The following is a 22,752-nucleotide window of genomic DNA, read 5'->3' as shown; positions in this document are numbered from 1 at the left end:
CGGGATGGTTCAGGTGCGCGTACGACCTGAGCACCCGTCGTCCGGACCAGGTCCCCAACCCGTCCAGAGCGCCCCCCATTACCACACCGTGCTCAGACGTCGAATGTAGCGCACGCGGAGGATATGTGCGGACCACGTGCCGAATCGTGTCAGTGGCGAGACATCATGAGGACATGATCGGTGGCCGGAACCCACCCCCCGGCGGGCCGCCGAAGCCACCCATCCTCCGCTGCCAGCAGCGCCGCCGCCCGTCGCAGCGCGTCGAGCGCGGGGTGCGTCAGGCCCTTGCGCCACACCAGCGAGACGGGGGAAAGCGGCACGGGATCGACCAGAGGACGTGACACCGTCGCCGTCGGAGCCGGGAACCCCACGACGGCCAGGACCGGGGTGCGCGTACGGGCCATGACCCGCTGGAACTCCTCGTCCCCGACGGCCAGTGGTGCCGGTGGCGCGATCTCGATGTCCCGCCCCTCGAACAGCAGCCGCGCGAGGCCCGTCCACTCCGGCGTACGGGGATTGCCGGCGCCCGCGTAGACGGTCTCGCCGGCCAGCTCGGCGAGCGGCACCTCCGCCAGCGCGGCAAGCCGGTGGTCCTCGGGCAGTACGACAGCCATCGGCTCGTACCGCACGGGCTGGTGGTCGAGCCCGGACCGCAGCGCCGGGTCCAGCCCGGCGAACCGTCCGAACGACGCGTCCAGCCGGCCCGCGAGCAACTCCCCGGCGGCCCCGGTCAGGCCGCTCTCGTAACGGGCCATCAGCTCGTGCCCGGGGGCGAGTTCACGCGCCCGGTGCAGCACGCGGCGCGGTGTGACCAGGCCCGGGGAGTTGAGGTCCACCAGCAGGGGCCGGGCCTGGTCGAAGGCGGCGAGCAGTTCCTCCTGCGCCTGGAGCACGCGGCGGGCGTACGGCAGCAGCCGCTCCCCGTCCGGTGTGAGCATCACCTGCCGGGTGGTCCGCACGAACAACTCGGCACCCAGCTCCCGCTCCAGCCGCCGCACGTCCCGGCTGAGTGCCTGCTGGGCCGTGTGGAGGCGCACCGCGGCACGGGTGAAGTGCAGCTCCTCGGCGACGGTGACGAAGGCACGCAGGAGTCGGGGGTCGAGGTGGGCGGGCATGCCGTGAACCTACAGCGGCGGGCTGCCCGCGCGGCCCCCCGGCGACCTATCAGCCCCGGCGACCTCCTCCGCCCCCGCCAACTTGCCCAGGCCCCTCGCCCTCACCCGCACACCCGCCCGAAACCGCACCGGTGCCGCCACCGGCACCCGCACCCGTCACTTCGCCCGCCGGAACATCCCCACCGGACAGCTCCCTCGACGGAACCTGCCCCAGGCGATGCCGGGGCACAGTACGCACGGGCGGACGGGTCAGCGTGATCTGGCGGACGACCTGCTGGAAGCACGTGAGCGCCGCCAGCCCGGGCAGGGCAGCCGCCGCTGTACCGAGGACGGTCCTCGGCGCCTGGGCGACACACAGCAGCACGGCGACGCACGAGAAGACCAGCACCACACACCAGGAGTGCACGGCGCGGCGCTGGTGCAGCGCGGCCCGCAGGACGGACAGGGAGGCCACCAGCCAGGGCCCGTACACCAGCAGGGGCCACCAGACGCCGAGGCTGCGCTCCGCGGGGGACAGCGCGGCCAGACGCAGCGGGTCGTAGGCGACCATGCCGCTCAGGACACTCACCGCGGAGGCGATGACGGCCGCCAGGGCGGCGATGAGGAAACTGGTGGTGCGGAGCAGGCGGGGGGTTCTGCGGGCCCGCACCTTGCGGTGGCGCCGGGGGACCTCCCGCACGGGCGGCAGTTCCTCGGTGATGTCCTGGAGCCGCTGCATGCGCTCGCCCGGGGCCGGATCCGCGGGGGCGAACGGTGCCGCGTCACGCGGGGCGGCGATCCTCGACTCCTGCTCCCCGAGTGCCTCCTCGAGGATGAACGCCAGTTCCTCGGCCGGGTCCCAGGTCGGGTCCGGTGGCGTCAGGGGAGTAACGAAATCCCGGGTCGGAGCCCGGTGCCGGCCGGTGCCCTCGATTTTGTTGTCATACATGGCGCGGCCCGACTATTCCGCGAGCGCGAATGCGGGCCATTCCGTCGCACTGATCCACCGTCGCGCTAGATCCTTTTCCAGCACGCTCATGGTGTCGATGAAATCGCGCAGAACCGGCTCGGTCACGTGGAGCGCGACCGGGCAACCGGCCTTGGTGAGCGTGCCGTTGATGGTGGCCGACGAGTGCGCTGGAGCGGGAATGTAAGTGTAGGGGCCGAGCGTTACCGCCCAACCGTCTTTCCTGGTCGCCTCGGTCATGTACCGACTAACCGTCGGCCCACTTCGGCGGATGCGCGGCAAACGAGTGAAGGATTTCCCGGTTGAGCATCTTTTCGATGCGCCATTAAGGACCCTCTATATCGTTGTATGAAGAACAAGCAGCGATCATTTCCCGCCACGTCCCCGTCACGCCCCGCCACGTCCTACAACCCAGGTGCGTGATTGAGCACGGAACAGGTGTTGGACCGCCCGGCCACCTCCGGGCGACGGTGGGCGCATGCCGCAACTCACCCCGTACCACCGTCTGTTCGGGCTGCCCGGTGCCCGTGCGTTCACCGCCGGGAACCTGATCGCCCGGCTGCCGATGGGCATGTTCAGCGTCAGCGCGATCGTCATGATCGCCGGGACGCGGGGCTCGTACGCCCTCGCCGGTGCCGTCACGGCGACCGGGCTCGCGGCGACCGCGGTGGTGGCACCGTGGACCGCGCGGCTCGTCGACCGGCACGGGCAGGCCCGGGTGGCCCTGCCCGCCACGGTCATCGCCGTCCTCGGCTCGCTCACGCTGCTGCTGTGCGTGCGCCACGGCGCCCCCGACTGGACCCTGTTCGCCTCCTACGCCGCCACCGCCACGACCCCCAACACCGGCGGCATGTCCCGGGCCCGCTGGGCGTATCTGCTGGCCGGTGACACCAAGGCGCTGCACACCGCCAACTCCTTCGAGCAGGCCGCGGACGAACTGTGCTTCATGCTGGGCCCGGTCCTGGCGGCCTTCCTGTGCGGGGCGTTCTTCCCCGAGGCGGGCACGCTCGTCGGCGCGGTGCTGCTGCTGGCGGGAATGCTCCTGTTCACGACCCGGCGCGCGACGGAGCCGCCGGTCCGCGCGCACCTACCCGCGAAGGCGCCGCTGCGCGCCCCCGGCATGCCCCCGCTGCTCGCGGTCTGCCTGGCGATGGGCGCGGTGTTCGGCTCGACGGAGGTCGTCACGCTCGCGTCCGCGGACGAGCGGGGTCACCGGTCGGCGGCCGGTGCCGTGCTCGCGCTCCAGGCGGCGGGCTCGTGTGCGGCGGGCCTGCTGTACGGCGCTTCGAAGCCCACCGGGCCGGCCGCGTCCCGTCTGCCGTGGTGCGTGGCCGCGATGACCGCGCTGCTGACCCTGCCCCTGCTCGCGGCCGTCCTCACCGGTTCGCTCCCGCTCCTGGCGGGCACGCTGCTGATCGCCGGGATGGCGACGGCCCCGACGATGGTCACCACCATGACGCTGGTCCAGCAGCGCACCCCTGAGGGCCGGCTGAACGAGGGCATGACCCTGGCGGTGACCGGCCTGCTCGGTGGCATCGCCTGCGGCAGCGCGCTCGGCGGCTGGACGGTGGAGCACCTGTCGGCGACGGAGGGGTACGGCATCCCGGTGGCGGCGGCAGCCGTGGCCCTGGCATTGTCCCTGCGCGGGACGTCGAATCGCTTCACCGATCGACGCACGCCCCATTGACGCTCCCCCGTACCCCACCTACGTTCTTTCGTCGAAGCGCTTCGACGTCACGTGCCGATCCCCGCGGGCACGGGAAGAAGGACCCCCCACATGAAGTTCACCGACGGCTACTGGCTGCTCCGGGAGGGCGTCACCGCGGCGTACCCGGCCGAGGTGCTCGACGTCACCGAGTCGGACGGCGCCCTGGAGATCCACGCGCCGACCCGGCCCGTCCGCTCCCGCGGGGACCTGCTGAAGGGCCCCGTCCTGACGCTCCGCGCGCACACGCCCATGCCCGACGTCATCGGCCTGACGCTGACGCACTTCACGGGAGGGGAGCCGCGGGGCCCCGAGTTCGAGCTCACCGGGTCGGGCACCACCCCGCGGATCTCCTGCGACGACGAGCACGCGACCCTGACCTCGGGCGAGCTGTCGGTCCGGGTGGCCCGCGGCGCCCCATGGCACGTGGAGTTCCTCGCGCACGGCCGCACTCTCACCAGCAGCGGCGACAAGAGCATGGGCATCATGCGGGACGCGACCGGCGCCCACCACCTGCGCGAGCAGCTGGTCCTCCAGGTCGGCACGTCCGTCTACGGCCTGGGCGAGCGCTTCGGCCCGCTGGTCAAGAACGGCCAGGTCGTCGACATCTGGCAGGCCGACGGCGGCACATGCAGCGAACAGGCCTACAAGAACGTCCCCTTCTACCTCACGGACGCGGGCTACGGCGTCTTCGTCGACCACCCGGGCAAGGTGTCCTTCGAGGTCGCCTCGGAGGTCGTGTCCCGGGTGCAGTTCAGCGCGGAGACGCAGGAACTGACGTACTACGTCGTCTACGGCCCGACCCCCAAGGAGATCCTGCGCAAGTACACGGCCCTGACCGGCCGCCCGGCCCTGCCGCCCGCCTGGTCGTTCGGCCTGTGGCTGTCGACGTCCTTCACGACGTCGTACGACGAGAAGACGGTGACGTCCTTCATCGAGGGCATGCGGGAACGCGAACTCCCCCTGTCCGTCTTCCACTTCGACTGCTTCTGGATGCGCGAGTTCCACTGGTGCGACTTCCGGTGGGATGCCCGGGTCTTCCCCGACCCCGAGGGCATGCTGGCCCGGCTGAAGGCCCGTGGCCTGCGCGTCTCCGTCTGGATCAATCCGTACATCGCCCAGCGCTCCCCGCTGTTCGCCGAGGGCAAGGCGCTCGGGCATCTGCTGAAGCGCCCGGACGGCGGCGTCTGGCAGTGGGACCTGTGGCAGCCCGGCATGGCCCTGGTCGACTTCACCAGCCCGGCCGCCCGCGACTGGTACGCCGCCAAGCTGGAGGCGCTGCTCACGCAAGGCGTCGACTGCTTCAAGACCGACTTCGGCGAACGGGTGCCGGTCGATGTGGCCTGGTCCGACGGCTCCGACCCGGAGCGGATGCACAACTACTACACGTACCTCTACAACCGCACGGTCTTCGAGGTGCTGCGCAAGCACCGGGGCGAGGCGGAGGCCGTTCTCTTCGCCCGCTCGGCGACGGCGGGCAGCCAGCAGTTCCCCGTGCACTGGGGCGGCGACTGCGAGGCGACGTACGAGTCGATGGCCGAGTCGCTGCGCGGCGGCCTGTCCCTCGGGCTGTCCGGCTTCGGCTTCTGGAGCCATGACATCGGCGGCTTCGAGGGCACTCCGACACCGGCCCTGTTCAAGCGCTGGCTGGCCTTCGGGCTGCTCTCCTCGCACAGCCGCCTGCACGGCAGCGGCTCCTACCGCGTCCCCTGGCTGTTCGACGAGGAGTCGGTGGAGGTCGCGCGCCACTTCATCCGGCTGAAGCTGCGCCTCATGCCCTACCTGTACGAGACGGCCCGGACCGCCCACACCGAGGGCGTGCCGATGATGCGGGCGATGGTGCTGGAGTTCCCGGACGACCCGGGCTGCGCGCACCTGGAACGGCAGTACATGCTCGGTCCGGATCTCCTCGTGGCACCGGTCTTCAGCGACGAGGGCGACGTCACGTACTACGTCCCCGAGGGCACCTGGACGCACTTCCTCACCGGCGAGCAGGTGACCGGGCCGCGCTGGGTGCGCGAGCGGCACGCTTTCCTGAGCGTGCCGCTGCTGGTCAGGCCCGGTGCGGTGATCCCGGTGGGCGCGGTGGACGACCGCCCGGACTACGACCACGCCGACGGGGTGACACTGCGGGCGTACGGCCTCCGGCCCGGCGACGAGACGACGGTACGGGTCGGGGACGTGACCTTCACGGTCGTACGCGAGGAAGACACCCTGCGGGCGACATGCAGCGACCCGGCGGCCCCCTGGGCGCTCGCCGCCGCAGGCCACGAGGTCCGGGCAGCGGCCGGGACCCGCTCCCTGACACTGGGGCTGGAGCCGGCCTGATGGTCAGGATCACGGACGTGGCACGGCGGGCCGGGGTCTCCCCCAGCACCGTGTCGTACGCGCTGAGCGGCAAGCGCCCGATCTCCGCCGAGACCCGGCGGAGGGTCGAGGCGGCGGCCCGGGAGCTGGGCTACCGCCCGCAGTCGGGCGCGCGGGCGCACGGCGGGTCCAAAGTCCTGGCCGTGGCGGCTCCGCTGCGCACCGGCGTCCACGTACCGGCGATGATGCGTGTGACGCAGTCGGTGGTGACGGCGGCACGGGGGTACGACCACGACGTCCTGCTCCTCACCCACGAGGAGGGCCTGACCCGCGTCGGGGAATCGGCGCCGGCGGACGCGTTGGTGGTCATGGACGTCGGCCTCCACGACCCACGTCTCCCCCTGCTCCGCTCCCTGGACCGCCCGTCCGTCCTGCTCGGCCTGCCCGCCGATCCGCACGGACTGACCTGCGTGGACCTGGACTACAGGGCGGCGGGCGAGGCGTGCGTGCACCACCTGGCCCGGCTCGGCCACCGCACGGTGGCCCTGGTCGGCCCGCCGCCGGAGGTCTTCCTCGGCAGGACCGCCTCGGCCCACCGCCTGGTCGAGGGCTTCACGGCCGCGGCCGACCACCACGGGCTGGCTTCGTCGGTGCACCCCGCCGCGCCGGCCCCGGCCGAGGCCCACGGCATCGCGGACCGGCTGCTGCGCGAACACCCCGCCCTGACGGCCGTGGTCGTGCACAACGCCCCCCTGCTGGAACCCCTGATCACGGCCTTTCAGCGGCTCGGCCTCCGCGTCCCCGAGGACCTGTCGATCACGGCCGTCTGCCCCGACGACCCCGCGACCATCACGTCGGTTCCCCTGCCGGCCGCGGAGCTCGGCACCCGAGCGGTGGAACTCCTGATGGAAAAGCTGCACGGCACTCCCGTACCGGAGATGACGCTGCTGCCGCCGCGGCTGACGGAGCGGGCGAGCACCGGCCCCGCATGACAAAGGCCCCGCCGCTCGTAAGCGACGGGGCCTGTGCCCACATGGGATGAGTGGAGATGGCGGGAATCGAACCCGCGTCCAACGGTGCGGAACCAGGGCTTCTCCGTGTGCAGTCGGCTGTGCTTTTCTCGGCCCCGGAGATCACGCCGACAAGTCTCCGACGGGCCCAGTCACTGTTTGGTTTCCCTCTTCACCCCGTGACCGGGATCAAGGTTTAGTTCCCTAAATGATGCCAGGAACCGGGTCGGGAACACTCCCGGGCTGACACTCCCTTAAGTAGGGGAGCCGCTGCTCGCTACCTGAAGATCAGGCAGCGAGGGCGAGCTCGCCCTGGGAGATGGATCGCTTGGAATTGGCGATTATTTTTTTCGGCCTGTGGTTTACGAGATCATGGCCGCTTCCTCGACACGCTTCCCCTACTTCGACAGCCGCTGTCGAAACCGATCATCCCCATGTTGTTTTTTCAATCGTCGCCCCCGCTGTGAGGGGCTCACACCGCCTGGGCGGTGCAGATGCCATCGTACGGGATCAACCTCCGCCGATGCCACCGTATTCCCGGCGGTCATCCCGCCGTCGTACCGGGTTCAACGCCTCCCCGCTCCGGAGCATTCCCGACCCCGACGTGTGATGCGAGTCACGCCCGCTGCTTGCGCCGTACCGCGGAGATCACCCGCTCGGCCTCGCGCCGGTCCTGCTTCTCGCGGAGCGTCTGGCGCTTGTCGTACTCCTTCTTGCCCTTCGCCAGCGCGATCTCGACCTTGGCGCGGCCGTCCTTGAAGTAGAGGGCGAGCGGCACGATGGTGTGACCCGTCTCCTGCGACTTCGACTCCAGCTTGTCGATCTCCTCGCGGTGCAGCAGCAGCTTCCGCTTACGGCGGGCGCTGTGGTTGGTCCAGGTGCCCTGGGTGTACTCCGGCACGTGCACGTTGTAGAGCCACGCCTCGTGCCCGTCCATCTGCACGAAGCCGTCGACCAGCGACGCCCGTCCCTGGCGCAGCGACTTCACCTCGGTGCCGGTGAGGACCAGACCGGCCTCGTAGGTGTCGATGATGAGGTAGTCGTGCCGCGCCTTCTTGTTCTGCGCGATCATCTTGCGCCCTTTTTCCTTAGCCATAGTGCCGCCCATTTTCGCACTACGGAGGGGGCCCGCGGGAAGTCGATTACGAGGGACCGGTCAGACCGCGCAGTACGGCCTCGGCCCGCTGGAGGGCTCCTTCGTCGGCCTCCAGGTCGGGCGTGATGCCCCGGCCGTCGACCGCACGGCCGGAAGGGGTGCGGTAGTGCCCGACGGTCAGCTCCGCGACGGAGCCGTCGGGCAGCCGGCTCGGCATCTGGACCGAGCCCTTGCCGAAGGTCCGGGAGCCCACCACGAGCGCCCGCCCGCGGTCCTGGACGGCGCCGGTGAGGAGTTCGGCCGCACTCATCGTCCCGCCGTCGACGAGCGCGACCAGAGGTCTGGTCGTGTCGCCGCCGGGCTCGGCGTGCAGGGCACGCTGCTCGCCGTCGACGCCGTACGTGGCGACCAGGCCGCCGTCGAGGAAGGCGGAGGCGGCGGTCACGGCCTCGGCGACCAGACCGCCGGAGTTGCCGCGCAGGTCGAGGACGATCCCGCCGCCGGGCGGGGCCTGCCGGACGGCCTCGCGGACCTGGCCGCCGGAGCCCTTGGTGAAGGTGTCGACCCGGATGACGGTGACCGGGCCGGCGACTTCCCGAACGGTGACCGAGTCCGTGGACAGCTGGGCGCGGCGCAGGGTCTCGGTCCACGCGCGCGTGCCGCGCTCCAGGCCGAGGCGGACGGTGGTGCCGGCGGGGGCGTCGGTGGCGTCCCCGCGCAGTAAGGAGGTGACCTCCGTGACGGGCCGCCCGTCGGTCTTCTCGCCGTCGACGCTGCGCAGCACGTCTCCGGGGCGGATCCCGGCGGTGGCCGCGGGCGAGCCGGCGCGCACCTTCGTCACCTCGATACGGCCGTCGCGCTCACTGCGCGCCCACAGGCCGACGCCGGTGTACTGGCCGTCGAGGGTTTCCTCGAGCTCCTCGTAGTCTCCCCGGGAGTAGACGGCGCCCCAGCGGTCACCGCTGCGGCTGACGGCGCGCTTCGCGGCCTCCATCGGGGACTTGCCGTCGGCCATGGCCTGCTCGGCCGCCCTGGCGACGTCCGCGTGGTGCCCGGCCGGGGTGGCCGAACGGGCCTCGTCCTGCGCGGACTTCCGCTCGGCCTGCGGGAGGGATCCCGTGGCCGCGCCGGCGACGAGCACGCTCGCGAACATCAATGTCAGGGCGGCCCCGCGGCGGTTACGACGGGGCTGACAGAACGGGTCACGACCTGACATGCCGGTGAGTCTAGGACAAGGGAAAGGGCCGTACGGCTTGTTGACCGCACGGCCCCTCTTGGTATGCGTCACACCTTCAAGTACTTGCGCAGCGCGAAGAACGCGGCCAACGCGGGCATCAGCAGGCTCGTGGCGAGGATGAGCGGCAGCTTCGTCAGGACGGCGTCCCAGCCGATGAAGTTGATCAGCGTCAGCTGGTCGGCCAGGGCCAGCCCGTGGTCGATGAGGAAGTACCGGGCGATCAGCAGGAAGGCGCACGCGAGGGTGCCGCCGATGAGCCCGGCGACCGCGGCCTCCATGATGAACGGCGCCTGGATGTAGAAGCCCGAGGCGCCGACCAGGCGCATGATGCCGGTCTCGCGCCGGCGGCTGAACGCCGAGACGCGCACCGTGTTGACGATCAGCATCAGCGCCACGACCAGCATCAGCGCCATCACCGCGCGCGCGGCCCAGTTCATGCCGTTCAGCAGCTTGAAGAGGTTGTCCAGGATGCCCTTCTGGTCCTGCACGGACTGCACGCCGTCCCGGCCGTTGAAGGCGGTGGCGATGACCTGGTACTTCTGCGGGTCCTTCAGCTTGATGCGGTACGACTCCTGCATCTGGTCCGGCGTGAGGGAGCTGGCCAGCGGGGAGTCGCCGAACTGCTCCTTGTAGTGCTTGTACGCCTGGTCCTGCGACTCGTAGGTGACCGTCTGGACGACGCCCATCTTGTCGAGGTCGGTCTTGATCTGCTTCTTCTGGTCGTCCGTCACCGCGCCCTTGGCGCAGTTGGGGTCGGACTCGGCGTCGCTCTTGTTGCAGAGGAAGATCGAGACGTTGACCTTGTCGTACCAGAAGCCCTTCATGGTGCTGACCTGGTCGCTCATCAGGAGCGACCCGCCGAACAGGGCGAGCGACAGGGCGACGGAGACGACGACGGCGAAGGTCATCGTCAGATTGCGGCGGAGACCGACGCCGATCTCCGACAGGACGAACTGGGCGCGCATGGCGAGGGGTTATGCCTTTCCGTGACTCTCGGGTGCGGTCTCAGTGCTGGTAGCCGTAGACACCGCGGGCCTGGTCGCGGACGAGGCGGCCCTTCTCGAGCTCGATGACGCGCTTGCGCATCTGGTCCACGATGTTCTGGTCGTGCGTGGCCATCACCACGGTCGTGCCCGTCCGGTTGATGCGGTCGAGCAGCTTCATGATGCCGACGGAGGTCTGCGGGTCGAGGTTGCCGGTGGGCTCGTCGGCGATGAGCAGCTTGGGCCGGTTGACGAAGGCCCGCGCGATGGCGACGCGCTGCTGCTCACCACCGGACAGCTCACCCGGCATCCGGTCCTCCTTGCCGCCGAGCCCGACGAGGTCGAGCACCTGCGGCACGGACTTGCGGATCTCGCCGCGCGACTTGCCGATGACCTCCTGCGCGAAGGCGACGTTCTCGCCGACCGTCTTGTTCGGCAGCAGGCGGAAGTCCTGGAAGACCGTCCCCAGCTGGCGCCGCATCTGCGGCACCTTCCAGTTGGAGAGGCGCGCGAGGTCCTTGCCCAGAACGTGCACCTGACCGTGGCTGCACCGCTCCTCGCGGAGGATCAGCCGCAGGAAGGTGGACTTTCCGGAGCCGGAGGACCCCACGAGGAAGACGAACTCGCCCTTCTCGACCTCCAGGGAGACATCCCTGAGGGCGGGGCGGGTCTGCTTGGGGTAGACCTTGGAGACGTTGTCGAATCGGATCACGGATGCACCACGGGTAGCCGGGGGTAGATGAGCGTGACCATACGCGAACCGGGCAGCAGACCGCAGTCACCGGCTGTGGTTGCGTAGTGGATGTGGCGTTTTGTGCCGACCCAAGGGGCGCGGGGATGTGACATACGCGGCTCCGCCGCGTGGGCGCGACCAGCCCCCACCGGCCCGCAGCCGCGCAACAATGCACACCCACCCCTCTGGGAGCGACCCGCGCGACCTCCGGAGGAACCTGGCACAGTGGAGAGGGAACGTTCGCACCACTGCGAGCGTTACACACAAGGAACCGGCGCAAGGAGGGCGAGCGCATGACGTACGACCGGCTGGTGTGCGCGAACTGCGCGGCGCCCGTGAGCGAGGGCCGGTGCCACGTGTGCCGTGCGAACCGCGAGCGGCTGCAGCAGGAGAACTTCCTCGCGAGTCTGAACCCGATGGCGCTGATCGCACTGCTGGCAGTGCTGATCGCCGCGGTGGCGCTGCTGGCGCACCAGACCGCCTGATACGCCCGCGGCGTACACCGCGGTCCGAAAGACACGGCCGAGGGCCCGGAGCGTTTCGCTCCGGGCCCTCGGCGTTGCGCTGTGCCTACTGTCCGTAAGGACGGGGCTACCGTTAGGCGGCAGTCCCGCCACGGCCGTCCATGAGGCGCGGCAGGACGCGGAAGCCGACACCGCCGGCGATCATCGTGGCGGCGCCGATCACCAGGAAGGTGGTCTGCGCGGCACCCGTCTCGGCGAGCTCCTGGCCGTTGCCCTGGGCCTGCGGCGCCGCCGGGGTGGCGTCCGAGCCGGTGTCGGTGAGGGACGAGGAGCCCTCGTCCTGCGGGGAGGTGCCACCGTCGGGGTCGGCGGCGTTGCCGCCGCTGACACTGCCGCCGTTGCCGTTGCCGTTGCCGCCGCCGTTGCCGCCGCCGTTCCCGTTGCCCGGGTTGCTCGGCTGGCTCGTCGGGTCCTCGGTCGGCTCGGTCGGCTCGTCCGTGGGCTCGGTCGGCTCGTCGGTGGGCTCCCCGGTCGACGGCGGGTCGGTCGGGAGGTCCGTCGGCGGGTCAGTGGGGAGCTCGGTGGGAACCGGCGGCGTCGGAGTCGGGGTGGGCGACTCGTCGGCGCACAGGATGCCCAGCAGGCAGTCATCGGACTCCGCGGCGGATGCGGCACCGGCGGCGGTAAGCGAGGCACCGGCCGCGATCACGGCGCCGGCCGCTATCCGCGCGACACGGATCCGCGTCTTCTTCGTCATGTGGTTGCTACCCCCAGTAGCTCATCGTCATTAGGCACCGCTCGGGGCTGTGCTCGACGGGGATAGCTGCGGTGAAGAGCCCCCCGGTTCACATGCGCCCCAGAGACACGCATGCCGCGCTTTACCCTTCCCATTTTTCAAAGACACGTCAAGGGCGTTTGCGGGCGCCATGTCCAACTACGGGGGCAATGCCGGGAGTCTGACTCTGTGAGTGTGATGTAAAACCCAGACATGCGGGGCACAGAAAAGGCAACTGCCGTCCTGACATCGGCAGTTGCCTTGTCGACAAACTTACTTCTCCTGCTGCTTGCGCCAGCGAATTCCGGCTTCGAGGAACCCCTGGATTTCGCCGTTGAACACGGCCTCGGGGTTGCCTACCTCGAAGTCGGTGCGCAGGTCCTTGACCATCTGGTACGGGTGCAGCACGTACGAACGCATCTGGTTGCCCCAGGAGTTGCCGCCGTCGCCCTTGAGGGCGTCCATCTTGGCCTGCTCCTCCTGGCGGCGCCGCTCCAGCAGCTTGGCCTGGAGCACGTTCATGGCCGTCGCACGGTTCTGGATCTGCGAGCGCTCGTTCTGGCAGGAGACGACGATGCCGGTGGGGATGTGGGTGATGCGCACCGCGGAGTCCGTGGTGTTCACGCCCTGACCACCGGGGCCCGAGGACCGGTAGACGTCGACCCGCAGCTCGCTCTCGTCGATGTCGACGTGGTCGGACTTCTCGACCACGGGCAGGACCTCCACGCCCGCGAAGGAGGTCTGCCGCCGGCCCTGGTTGTCGAAGGGCGAGATGCGCACCAGCCGGTGCGTGCCCTGCTCGACGGAGAGCGTGCCGTACGCGTAGGGCGCCTGGACGGCGAAGGTGGTCGACTTGATGCCGGCCTCCTCCGCGTACGACGTCTCGTAGACCTCGGTCTTGTAGCCGCGCTGCTCGGCCCACCGCAGGTACATACGCTGGAGCTTCTCGGCGAAGTCGGCGGCGTCGACGCCACCGGCCTCGGCGCGGATGTTCACCAGGGCCTCACGGGCGTCGTACTCGCCGGACAGGAGCGTGCGGACCTCCATCGCGTCCAGCGCCTTCTTCACGGCGAGGAGCTCGGACTCGGCCTCGGCGCGGGTGTCCGGGTCGTCCTCCTCCTCGGCCATCTCGAAGAGGACGGCGAGGTCGTCGATACGACCGCGCAGCGCCTCCGCCTTGCGCACCTCGGCCTGGAGATGGGACAGCTTGCTGGTGATCTTCTGCGCCTCATCGGGGTTGTCCCACAGGGACGGCGCGGCCGCCTGCTCCTCGAGCACGGCGATGTCTGCCCTCAGCCTGTCGAGGTCCAGAACGGCCTCGATCGACTCCATGGTCGAGGAGAGGGACTTGAGCTCTTCGGATACATCGACGACTGCCACGCCTCCAGCGTAACGGCTCCGCCCGGCGGCCAGCGCCGGGCCACCGGAGCCGACGGGTCAGGAGACGGGGCTCCGAGGTCCCGGCGCCCTACGGGCGCCGAGTGCCGGTCCCTCGACCGCCCTGCCGGAGGGATCAAGGGGGACGGGGCCTGGGCGGGTCAGGGGGACTGCGGGGCCGAGTTCTTCGTGTCCTGGGGCGGGGTGCTCGCGTCGTCGCCCGATGTGGACATCCACGCCCCGACGCCGGCCGCCGCCGCCAGGACGACCGCGGCCGCGCCCAGGGCCACGCGGCGGCGCCGGGCGATGGCACGGTTGCGGGCCGAACCCGGCCGGGGCGTGCCCGCCGCGCGCGGGGCCCGGGCCGTGCCGTGCGCGCCCCCGGCCAGCTCGTCGGGTGCGGGTACGCGCATCGAGGTGTGCGTGTCCCGGTTGGAGTCGGCCGGTTTGGCGCCCGGCACCAGGGGGACCGCGCCCCGCCTCCGGACCCGCTCCCCGGCCGGTGCCGGTCCGGCGGGCTGCTCCTCCCGGTCCGCCTCCTCGGCGGACTCCGGGTCCGGCTCGTCCACCTCCAGTGGCGGCATGCCCGCCAGCATCGGCAGCAGCTCCCGCAGCCGGGCGCCGAGCTCCGAGGCCCGCAGCCGCGAGGCCGGCGCCTTGGCCAGGCACTGCACGAGCAGCTGCCACAGTTCGTCCGGGATGCCGGGCAGCGGGACGACCGTCTCCGTGACGTGCCGGCGTAGGACCGCGCCCGGGTGGCCGCCGCCGAACGGGGTGAAGCCGGCCAGCAGCTCGTAGAGGACCGTGGCGAGCGCGTAGATGTCGACGGAGGCGCGCGGCGGCAGGCCCTCGACGATCTCCGGGGCGAGGTAGTCCGGCGTGCCGATGATCTTCGTGGCCTTGGTGCGGCGCGGGGTGTCGATGAGTTTCGCCACGCCGAAGTCGGTCAGCAGCGCCCGGTGGGAGCCGCCCGGGCCGAGCGGTCCCTGCATGTCCAGGAGGACGTTCTCCGGCTTCACGTCCCGGTGCACGACACCCGCGGCGTGCGCGGCCGCGAGCCCGTCGGCGATGTCGGCCGAGATCGCGACGGCCGCCTCGGGCGCGAGGCGCCGGTCCCGCTCCAGCCGGGTCCGCAGGTCGGTGCCCCGCACGAGGTCCATGACCAGCGCCAGGTCGTTGCCGTCCACGACCAGGTCGCGCACCGACACCACGTGCGGGTGCTCCAGGCCGAGCAGCGCCGTCCGCTCCTGCACGAAGCGCCCGACGAGCTCCTGGTCGGAGGCGAGGTCCTCGCGCAGCAGCTTGATGGCGACGGGGCCCTCGGGACCCTCACCCAGCCACACCGTGCCGGCGCTGCCCCGCCCCAGGATCTGGTGGGCGGTGTACCGGCTGCCGATCTTCCGTGCCAAGGCTGCTCCTACCGACGCGTGTTGTCGTTAAAACTACGCGCCCGGAGAGCCAACCTTCACTGCGGAGGCAGAAATCACCCGCCAGGTGTCGACAAATCACCAACCCCGCAGGGCGGTTCCGGTCAGTTCGTGCCGGAACCGTTCCCCAGCTTCTCCAACCAGCCGGTCACGGTGTTGAACCAGTCGGTGAGCTGGTCCCAGTAGCCCTTGCCGGTGCCGATCCACTCCTGGAGCGGGCTCAGCTCCCAGATCAGCCAGCCGGCGACGAACAGGATGACGATCGTGAAGAGACAGCCCTTCAGGCAGCCCAGCCCGGGGATCCGCATCCGGTTGGCACTGCGCTGCCGCGGCTGCCGGGGCTCGCGCTGGGGCCGCTGCGGCTGCTGGGGCTGGGGCGGCGGCGCGGGCGGGGCATAACGCTGCGGCGGCTGGGGCCGCTGCGGCTGCGGGGCGTACTGCTGGGGCTGGGGCTGCTGCTGCGGATGGCCGTAGCCGGGTCCGGGCTGGGGCTGCCGACCGCGTTGCGGCGGCTGCTGGGGCCGGGCGACCTGCCGCTGGGGGCGGCGGCGCAGCGGGTCCTCGTTCGGGTCGAGGTACTGGACCTGCGTCTGTTCGTTGCGGTCGCGGGCCGCTCGCAGCTGGTTCTGCCACGGGTGCGGGTCCTCGGGTCCGCCCTGCTGGCCCTGCTGACCGGGGTGGCCGGGCGAGCCCGGCGGGACCGGCGGCATGACGGCGGTCGGGTCGGCCGCGCCCCGGTTGGGGAGGACGGCCGTGGGGTCGGCGGCGCCGGCCGGGCCGCCGGTGTGCGGCATGACGCTGGTCGCGCCGTTCGGGTCGTAGGAGCCGGCGCCCTGCGGGAGGACCTGGGTGGGGTCGGCATCGCCTGACATGTCCGGCACGGGCGCGGGCGCCGGGTCGGGCACCAGGAGCGCGCCGACGCCCTCGGCGGCGGCGATCTGCCCGGAGTTCGCGTGCACCCCGATGCCCTCGGCGACGACGCGCAGGCCACGGGCGAGGTTCACGGCGCTGGGCCGCTCGTCCGGGTTCTTGCGCAGGCAGCGCTCGATGATCGTCCACAGCGGGTCGGGGACCGTGGAGGGACGGCGCGGCTCGGCGCTCAGGTGCTGGTGCAGCACCTCCAGGGCGGAGCCGCCGGCGAACGGCGGGCGGCCGGTGACCAGCTCGTACAGCAGGATGCCGGCGCCGTAGATGTCGACGGCGGAGGTCTGCGGGCGCCCCTCTGCGGACTCGGGCGCGACGTACGCGGGCGTCCCGACGAACTCCTGGGTGCGGGTCAGGCCCGGGGAGTCGGCCAGGCGGGCGATGCCGAAGTCGGTGAGCAGCGGGTGCATCTGCCCGTCGTACTGCTGGAGCAGGACGTTCGCCGGCTTGAGGTCGCGGTGGACGACGCCGTCGGCGTGGCTGGCGGCGAGCGCGTCGGCGATCTGCGCGGTGAGCAGGGCCGCGGCGACGGGGCTGAAGGGCCCGTTCTCGCGCAGGTAGCGGTGCAGGTCGGGGCCCTCGACGAGGTCCATGACCAGCGCCAGCAGATCGCCCTCGACCACCAGGTCACGGACCCGGACGATGTTCGGGTGGGTCAGCCGGAGCAGGACGGAGCGCTCCCGGAGGAACCGCATGACGATGTCCGGGTCGCTGGCCAGCTCCTCTTTGAGGACCTTGATGGCGACCGTCTCGCCGGGCTGTCCCGGCACGGCCGCCTCGGCGCCCGCGGTCTCGCGCTGGCGGGCTCGCCAGACGGTGCCCGTGGCGCCGCGCCCGAGCGGCTCCTCGAGCAGGTACTTGCTGCCTACCGGCCGCACGTCATGCGCTCCCTGGTGCTTGCCTTGCCTGCTGGCCTGTCCGACCCACTGTAGTGCCGTGCCGCCGGGGACCGGGGTGTCGTCTTTCTGTGGGTCTTACGTATCCGTTCTCGCGCGCGTTCGAATCTCGCACGCGTTCGAAGGAAAGACGCTCACCTCGGTCTCGTGGTTGCCGAGAGTGAGCGTGACCGATCTCAAGTGATCGCGAGTGGGTCATCTCTCAGGCACTTTTGCGGGCAGAGCCGACCAATCAAGATCACTTGTTCCCGAGCAAGGGGCGCGCTGTCAGTGGCAGGTGCGAGGATGCGTGTCAGTACTGGCCGACGTGCTGGGGCGGGGCGGGGGACTCCGCGCCCGGGCAGAAGGGACCGCTGACGGCGATGCAGATCCGGCTGACCGTCGTAGACCCGCTGGGCCTGGCGGCTCCGGCCCGGGACCGCGCCGCGCGCTGCGACGTGCTGGTCACCGCGCCCGCCGGGACGGCGCTCGCGGCGGTGTCCTCGGCGCTCGCCCAGGTGGTCCTCGGCGGTGACGGCTCGGGCTCCCCGGTGCTGTACGCCGGGGAACAGCGGCTCGACGCCCAGCGCTGCACGCTCGGCGAGCCCCCGCTGACCGACGGCGCCGTGCTGTCCGTGGGCGCGCCGGGCGAGCCGGAGCCGCATCCCGAGCTGGACGACGCCCCGGCCCAGCTCCAGGTGGTCGCCGGCCCCGACGCCGGCGGCGTCCACCTCCTGCACGGCGGCGAGATCCGCATCGGCCGCTCCGCCGACGCCGACGTACCGCTCGACGACCCGGACGTCTCCCGGCTGCACTGCGCGGTGACGGTGAGCGCCGACGGCCGCGTCTCGGTCGCCGACCTCGACTCCACGAACGGCACGACGCTGGACGGCGCGCGGGTGGGCGGCCGGGCGGTCCGTTTCGCTCCGGGGGCGCTGCTGCGGATCGGTGAATCGGCGCTGCGGCTGGCTCCCGCCGGGGGGCCGGGGGGCCGGGTGGACACGACGCCGGACGGGGAGGGGCACGTGCGCGTGCCCGGTCCTGCCGGCGCCTCGGGGGCGGACGCGCGCGCGTCGGACCCGATCGCTGCCGGGCCTGTCGGTGCTCAGGGGGCTGCCGGGACTTCCGTATCTGCCGGGCCTGCCGGGCCTGCCGGGCCTTACGGCCCTTTCAGTGCTTCCGGTCCCGCTGTTCCTTCCGGGCCCGCCGTTCCATCCGGGCCGACCCGTCACGCTTACGGCTCGGCGGCCTGGGGTGCGCCGGGCACCGCGGGGCACGGCTCCGGGGACTCCGCGGTGGTGCCGGGGCAGGGTGGGGCGCCTCGGGTCGAGAGCAGGGGTGCGGGAGCGGCCGCGGAGGCTTCGTGGCCGACTTCCGGGGGTGGGCCGGGGGCCGCGCAGGACGGGTCCCGGGCCGCTGCCGGTGAGCAGGGGCCGGGCGTCGACCGCGACCGGGAAGAGTCGGGGCCATTCGTCCGGGCTCCCCGGCAGCGCGGTGCGACGCAGGGCGGGCTCGGTGCCGGGGACACCCACGCGGGACGCTCCGGGGCCGGGGCGTTCGGTGACGGGCGGGCGGACGGTTCCGGCCAGGGCGCCGGAACGGCGGACGGCGCAGTCCCTCATGCCCGGACCGGGGACCAGGCGGCCCCCCACCCGACGGCTCCTGTCGGCGCCGGCCCGGTCTCCCCGGCAGACGCCACGGACGAGCGGTCCGGTCGCGGGCGCAAGGGCACTCCCCTCCGGGGCACCGATGTTCCGCCGGGGACGCGCAGGCGTGGCCTCGGGGCGTGGGCGCGGCGGTTGGCCGGAGGGCGTGGCGAGCAGGGGCCGGAAGCGGGCGGGACGTACGAGGACGAGCCGGCCGAAGTCACGGTGGAGCGCTCCGTCGTCGGGCCGGCGGTGCCGGAGACCTGGCCGGATCCGGCCACGCTGCTGCTGACGGCGCTGGGGCCGGGGCCCCGGCTGTGGGAGCGCGGCCCGGGCCACCCGGAGGCGCTCGCGGTACGCCTGGGCACCGCCGACCGTGCGGCGCCGGACGGCTCGGGTCTGCTGCCCGCCGTGCCGGTGACCTCCGGGTTGCGCGAGGTCGGCGCACTGGGGCTGGCCGGGCCCCGGGCGCGGCTCGCCGGGCTGGCCCGTGCCGTGCTGGCGCAGCTCACCGCGCTGCACTCCCCCGACACCCTGGAGATCGTCCTGATCGCCGCGGACCGCTCCCGTCCCCTGGAGGAGCGCACCGCCGAGTGGGGCTGGCTGGGCTGGCTGCCGCATGTCCGCCCGGGGCACGGGCAGGACTGCCGCCTGCTGCTCGCCTACGACCGGGAACAGGCCGCCGCCCGCACGGATGAGCTCCTCCGCCGCCTGGAGGACCAGCTGGCGGACGCGGGAGTCGGCACCGCAGGGGCCGCCGGCCTGCTGGGCAACGTGCGTTTCACCAGAGCCCAGGGGACCGACGGCCCGAGCGGCAACGCGCCGGGCCCCGACGCCCAGGGCGGCGACAGCCCGGCGACCGGCACCGCCCCTCCCGTGCCCCGCCGCCCCTCCTGGGCCCGGGACGACACTCCCCTCCCCGACCCGGACCCGGACTTCCCGGGCCCCTACACCGTCCTCGTCGTGGACGGCGACCCCGGCGGAGCCGACCTGCGTGAGGCCGTGGCGCGGCTGGCGCTGGAAGGCCCCCGGGCCGGGATCCACGTCGTCTGCCTGGCCGAGACGGCGGCCTCATCCCCCGCCTCGCCCGTGACGGAGACCTACGAAGCGGCCTGCGCGGTGTCGCCGACGTTCCGGCAGTGCGGTGCGATCGCGCTGCTCAGCGGGGACGTGGCGACGGCGTTGCGGCTGATGCGCGTGGCCCGGGTCGGTGGCGCCGCCGGACCGGTCGGGCCCGTGGGCCACGGCACCATCGCCACCGTCGACGCCGTCTCCCCCGCGTGGGCCGAGCGGTTCGCGCGGGCGCTGGCGCCGCTGCGTACGGACGGCGCGACGAGCGAGCGGCAGCCGCGCGTCTCCGCGCCCCTGCCCCAGGCGGCCCGGCTGCTGGACGAGCTGGGCCTGGCCCGGGCCACCCCGGCGTCGCTCATGGCGCGCTGGGCGGACGCGGCCGACGACACCGAGGCGCTGGGCGGGCGGGTGCGCGCGGTGCTGGGCGCCGGGCCGCGCGGCCCGGTCTGCGCGGACCTCGCGGCCCAGGGACCGCATCTGCTGATCGAGGGCTCGCCGGGCAGCGGCCGTACGGAGCTGCTGCGGGCGGTCGTCGCGTCCCTGGCCGCCGCGGAGCGGCCCGACCGGCTGGGCATCGTGCTGGTCGACGGCCGGGGTGGCCCGGGTGCGGGCGGCGGGGCCGGCGAGGGACTGCGCGTGTGTACGGACGTCCCGCATGTCACCACGTACCTCACGGCCCACGACCCGGTCCGGATGCGCGAGTTCGCGCAGTCCCTGAGCGCCGAGCTGAAGCGGCGCGCCGAGCTGCTGGGGCGGTCCGACTTCGCCGAGTGGCACACCGGGCGCGAGCTGTCGGGCCGTATGGTCGCCCAGCGCACGGCGACGGCCCGGGGCGGCGCCCAGGACGGGGCCGGTGCGGGGACCGCCGCCGGGGCCGGGGATCTCGACTCCCCGCCCAGTTCGACGATGCGGCTGCGGCCCCGAGCGGCCCGGCGGCAGACGGAGGCGGCGCCGCCGCTGCCCCGGCTCGTCGTGGTCGTCGACGACCTGGACGCGCTGGTCTCCCCCGCCCTCGGCTCGACCGGACGGCCCGCGGCCGGATCGGTGATGCGCGCGCTGGAGGCCGTGGCCCGGGAGGGCGAGCGGCTGGGCGTCCACCTGGTGGCGGCCACCGGCCCGTGCGCCCGTACGGCGGAGACGGAACCGGCGCGCCGGGCCACGCTCCGCGTCACCCTCGACGCCCCGGCGCCGGGCCCGGACGAGCCCGCTCCGGGCCGTGGCCGCCTCGCCTGCGCGGACGGACGGATCACGCCGTTCCAGGGTGGGCGTGTCACCGGCCGCATCCCCCGGACGGCGACGCTCCGGCCCACCGTCGTACCCCTGGAATGGCACCGCATGGGTGACCCTCCGGCCCGGCGTCCGGTGCGGGAACTCGGAAACGGCCCGACCGACCTGGCACTGTTGGCCAGCGCGCTGGAAAGGGCGGCGCGGGAGGTCGCGGCGGCGCAGGTGCCGTCACTTCTGTAGCACTCGTCCGTGGCACTGGCTGGATGCCGACCCCGTCCGTTGATCAGGGACGAGCCCCTGGTCACGAGGGGGTCACGATCCCCCGCTTGACAGCCGACGCCATCTTGCCGCCCCAGCACACCCGGGCGTAGACCAGATCGCACGGGAGCGCGCTCGACGTTCGACGATGGAACGAAGAACGGGGCAGTCATGCGCATGACGAGCAGCACCATCCGGAAACGCTGGTCGCCGAAGCCGGACCAGGCGACCCCCCACCACCGCAGAGCCGCCAAGGCCGCGGCAGCCGTCGCCGCGGGAGCGCTCGCGCTCTCGCTCACCGCCTGCGGAGGCGCCGACGACGGAGACAGTGGAACCGAGGGCAACACCGAGGAGACCGCCAACAACGTCACTCTTCCGAAGCTGGACGGGACGAGCCTGGAGATCGCCGCCGTGTGGACCGGCGCCGAGCAGGCCAACTTCAAGAAGGTCCTGGCGGAGTTCGAGAAGCGCACGGGCGCCAAGGTCACGTTCGTGCCCGCCCAGGACCCGATCATCAACTTCATCGGCTCGAAGGTGGCCGGCGGGCAGCCGCCGGACATCGCGATGCTGCCGCAGCCGGGCGCCATCAAGCAGGCCGTCGACCGGGGCTGGGCCAAGCCCATCGGTACGGAGGCGCAGAAGGAGCTCGGCGAGAACTACTCGCAGGGCTGGCAGGACATCGGCAAGGTGGGCGGCAAGCAGTACGGCGTCTACTACAAGGCCGCCAACAAGTCCCTGATCTGGTACAACAACCAGGTCTTCGAGAACGCCGGGGCGAGTGAGCCCGAGACCTGGCCGGATCTGCTGAAGACGGCACAGACGGTCTACGACTCCGGCGTCACCCCGTTCTCCGTCGGCGGCGCCGAGGGCTGGACGCTGACCGACTGGTTCGAGAACGTCTACCTCTCCCAGGCCGGGCCGGAGAAGTACGACCAGCTGGCCAAGCACGAGATCAAGTGGACGGACCCGTCCGTGAAGGACGCGCTGACCACGCTCGCGCAGGTCTGGGGCAAGACCGACTACATCGCGACCGGGGCGTTGCAGACCGACTTCCCGGCCTCCGTCACGCAGGTCTTCACCGGCGGGGACCAGCCCAAGGCGGCCATGGTCGCCGCGGGCGACTTCGCGCAGGTCAACATCCCGACGACCATGAAGGTCGGCACGGACGCGAAGGTGTTCCCGTTCCCGGCGGTCGGTGACAACGGGCCGGTGGTCTCGGGCGGCGACGCGGCCGTGATCCTTCAGGACTCGAAGGGGGCGCAGGCCCTGGCCACCTGGCTCGCCTCGCCGGACGCGGCCCAGATCCAGGCCAAGCTGGGCGGCTACCTCTCGCCGAACAAGAACGTGCCGAACTCCGCGTACCCGAACGCGGTGCAGCAGAGGATCGCCAAGGCGCTCATCGACGCCGGTGACGACTTCCGCTTCGACATGTCCGACCAGGCCCCGCAGGCCTTCGGCGGCACGCCCGGCAAGGGCGAGTGGAAGATCCTCCAGGACTTCCTGAAGAACCCGAAGGACGTCGCGGGGGCACAGCAGAAGCTGGAGGCCGAAGCGGCCGCGGCCTACGGAGGCTGAC

At 72.2% G+C, this 22,752-nt stretch carries 17 protein-coding genes and 1 other RNA gene; 6 read left to right on the top strand and 12 right to left on the bottom strand.

Translation table 11 applies throughout. The features are described 5' to 3' along the window. Positions 1–149 precede the first annotated feature (149 nt). From QC385_RS36015 to QC385_RS36005, 3 genes are read right to left on the bottom strand one after another with little or no spacing between them, the layout of a single operon-like run. Entirely contained in the window at positions 150–1,115 is a 966-nt protein-coding gene (locus QC385_RS36015) for a LysR family transcriptional regulator (protein ID WP_279545592.1), read from the bottom strand. Between the two features lie 49 nt (positions 1,116–1,164). Further along, positions 1,165–2,043 carry a hypothetical protein gene (locus tag QC385_RS36010; RefSeq protein ID WP_279545591.1) on the bottom strand — a complete coding sequence of 293 codons (879 nt, stop codon included), beginning with the start codon at positions 2,041–2,043 and terminating at the stop codon, positions 1,165–1,167. Between the two features lie 12 nt (positions 2,044–2,055). Beyond that, positions 2,056–2,301: a hypothetical protein gene (locus QC385_RS36005; RefSeq protein ID WP_279545589.1), complete on the bottom strand. Its 246-nt coding sequence runs from the start codon at positions 2,299–2,301 to the stop codon at positions 2,056–2,058. Positions 2,302–2,539: 238 nt separating this feature from the next. Here QC385_RS36005 and QC385_RS36000 point away from each other — a divergent pair, with 238 nt between their 5' ends. From QC385_RS36000 to QC385_RS35990, 3 genes are all read left to right on the top strand, one after another. Further along, entirely contained in the window at positions 2,540–3,748 is a 1,209-nt protein-coding gene (locus QC385_RS36000) for an MFS transporter (RefSeq protein ID WP_279545587.1), read from the top strand. Positions 3,749–3,838: 90 nt separating this feature from the next. Beyond that, positions 3,839–6,094 carry an alpha-xylosidase gene (yicI, locus tag QC385_RS35995; RefSeq protein WP_279545586.1) on the top strand — a complete coding sequence of 752 codons (2,256 nt, stop codon included), beginning with the start codon at positions 3,839–3,841 and terminating at the stop codon, positions 6,092–6,094. Next, entirely contained in the window at positions 6,094–7,065 is a 972-nt protein-coding gene (locus QC385_RS35990) for a LacI family DNA-binding transcriptional regulator (protein ID WP_279545585.1), read from the top strand. The genes yicI and QC385_RS35990 overlap by 1 nt, the downstream gene beginning before the upstream one ends. A 48-nt stretch (positions 7,066–7,113) precedes the next feature. On the opposite strand, the gene ssrA is transcribed toward QC385_RS35990, so the two are convergent. From ssrA to ftsE, 5 genes are all read right to left on the bottom strand, one after another. Beyond that, positions 7,114–7,517, bottom strand: a transfer-messenger RNA (tmRNA) gene (gene ssrA / locus QC385_RS35985). A gap of 182 nt (positions 7,518–7,699) precedes the next feature. Next, entirely contained in the window at positions 7,700–8,179 is a 480-nt protein-coding gene (gene smpB, locus QC385_RS35980) for an SsrA-binding protein SmpB (RefSeq protein ID WP_059421449.1), read from the bottom strand. A 46-nt stretch (positions 8,180–8,225) separates the two neighbouring features. Continuing rightward, positions 8,226–9,395, bottom strand: a complete 1,170-nt coding sequence (locus tag QC385_RS35975) for a S41 family peptidase (RefSeq protein WP_279545584.1) — start codon at positions 9,393–9,395, stop codon at positions 8,226–8,228. A gap of 68 nt (positions 9,396–9,463) precedes the next feature. Next, the gene (ftsX, locus tag QC385_RS35970) at positions 9,464–10,381 is read right to left on the bottom strand and encodes a permease-like cell division protein FtsX (protein ID WP_279545583.1); all 918 of its coding nucleotides are present in this window, start codon (positions 10,379–10,381) and stop codon (positions 9,464–9,466) included. Between the two features lie 40 nt (positions 10,382–10,421). Next, positions 10,422–11,111: a cell division ATP-binding protein FtsE gene (gene ftsE, locus QC385_RS35965; RefSeq protein ID WP_003990615.1), complete on the bottom strand. Its 690-nt coding sequence runs from the start codon at positions 11,109–11,111 to the stop codon at positions 10,422–10,424. Positions 11,112–11,425: 314 nt separating this feature from the next. Here ftsE and QC385_RS35960 point away from each other — a divergent pair, with 314 nt between their 5' ends. Further along, complete coding sequence (locus QC385_RS35960; protein WP_279545582.1) at positions 11,426–11,617, top strand: hypothetical protein; 192 nt, start codon at positions 11,426–11,428, stop codon at positions 11,615–11,617. A 112-nt stretch (positions 11,618–11,729) separates the two neighbouring features. On the opposite strand, the gene QC385_RS35955 is transcribed toward QC385_RS35960, so the two are convergent. From QC385_RS35955 to QC385_RS35940, 4 genes are all read right to left on the bottom strand, one after another. Next, positions 11,730–12,353 (bottom strand): LPXTG cell wall anchor domain-containing protein, encoded by a 624-nt coding sequence (locus tag QC385_RS35955; RefSeq protein WP_279545581.1) that lies wholly within the window; start codon positions 12,351–12,353, stop codon positions 11,730–11,732. A gap of 291 nt (positions 12,354–12,644) precedes the next feature. After that, positions 12,645–13,751: a peptide chain release factor 2 gene (prfB, locus tag QC385_RS35950; protein WP_279545580.1), complete on the bottom strand. Its 1,107-nt coding sequence runs from the start codon at positions 13,749–13,751 to the stop codon at positions 12,645–12,647. Positions 13,752–13,909: 158 nt separating this feature from the next. Further along, a complete protein-coding gene (locus QC385_RS35945) occupies positions 13,910–15,157 on the bottom strand; it encodes a serine/threonine-protein kinase (protein ID WP_279545579.1) in 1,248 nt (415 codons plus the stop codon). 122 nt (positions 15,158–15,279) lie between these two features. Beyond that, positions 15,280–16,977 carry a serine/threonine-protein kinase gene (locus QC385_RS35940; RefSeq protein WP_279545578.1) on the bottom strand — a complete coding sequence of 566 codons (1,698 nt, stop codon included), beginning with the start codon at positions 16,975–16,977 and terminating at the stop codon, positions 15,280–15,282. A 380-nt stretch (positions 16,978–17,357) separates the two neighbouring features. On the opposite strand from QC385_RS35940, the gene QC385_RS35935 reads away from it, so the two are divergent. Next, positions 17,358–21,158, top strand: coding sequence for an FtsK/SpoIIIE domain-containing protein (locus tag QC385_RS35935; RefSeq protein ID WP_279545577.1), 3,801 nt, complete (start codon positions 17,358–17,360; stop codon positions 21,156–21,158). 189 nt (positions 21,159–21,347) lie between these two features. Further along, a complete protein-coding gene (locus tag QC385_RS35930; RefSeq protein WP_279545576.1) occupies positions 21,348–22,751 on the top strand; it encodes an ABC transporter substrate-binding protein in 1,404 nt (467 codons plus the stop codon). The last annotated feature ends 1 nt before the right edge of the window (position 22,752 follow it).

The organism is Streptomyces sp. DH10, assembly GCF_029813805.1.
In the GTDB taxonomy this organism is placed as follows: domain Bacteria; phylum Actinomycetota; class Actinomycetes; order Streptomycetales; family Streptomycetaceae; genus Streptomyces; species Streptomyces coeruleofuscus.
Note: the sequence above shows the minus strand (reverse complement) of the source record. Positions and strands in the feature narration are given on the sequence as shown.